This window comes from Idiomarina sp. UBA3162 (assembly GCF_002364475.1).
Taxonomy (GTDB): domain Bacteria; phylum Pseudomonadota; class Gammaproteobacteria; order Enterobacterales; family Alteromonadaceae; genus Idiomarina.
This window is the reverse complement of sequence record NZ_DEYI01000017.1, coordinates 1-209: the sequence shown is the minus strand read 5'-3', so window position 1 is coordinate 209 and position 209 is coordinate 1.

The following is a 209-nucleotide window of genomic DNA, read 5'->3' as shown; positions in this document are numbered from 1 at the left end:
AACATAATATACATTATACGCAATGCTAATTTAGGATGGATTTAACCCTAATATTTAAGACTTAAAAAAAGCGTATGTTTAGGCAGAAAAAAGAAATGGATTAGCGACGTCCACCAGAGAAACTGGTTAGCGAATATAGAAAACCCCCGCAGGTTCGGCAAAACCTCGGGGGCACGGTCACCTAGAAACCTTTGTGTAGAACTCGCAGG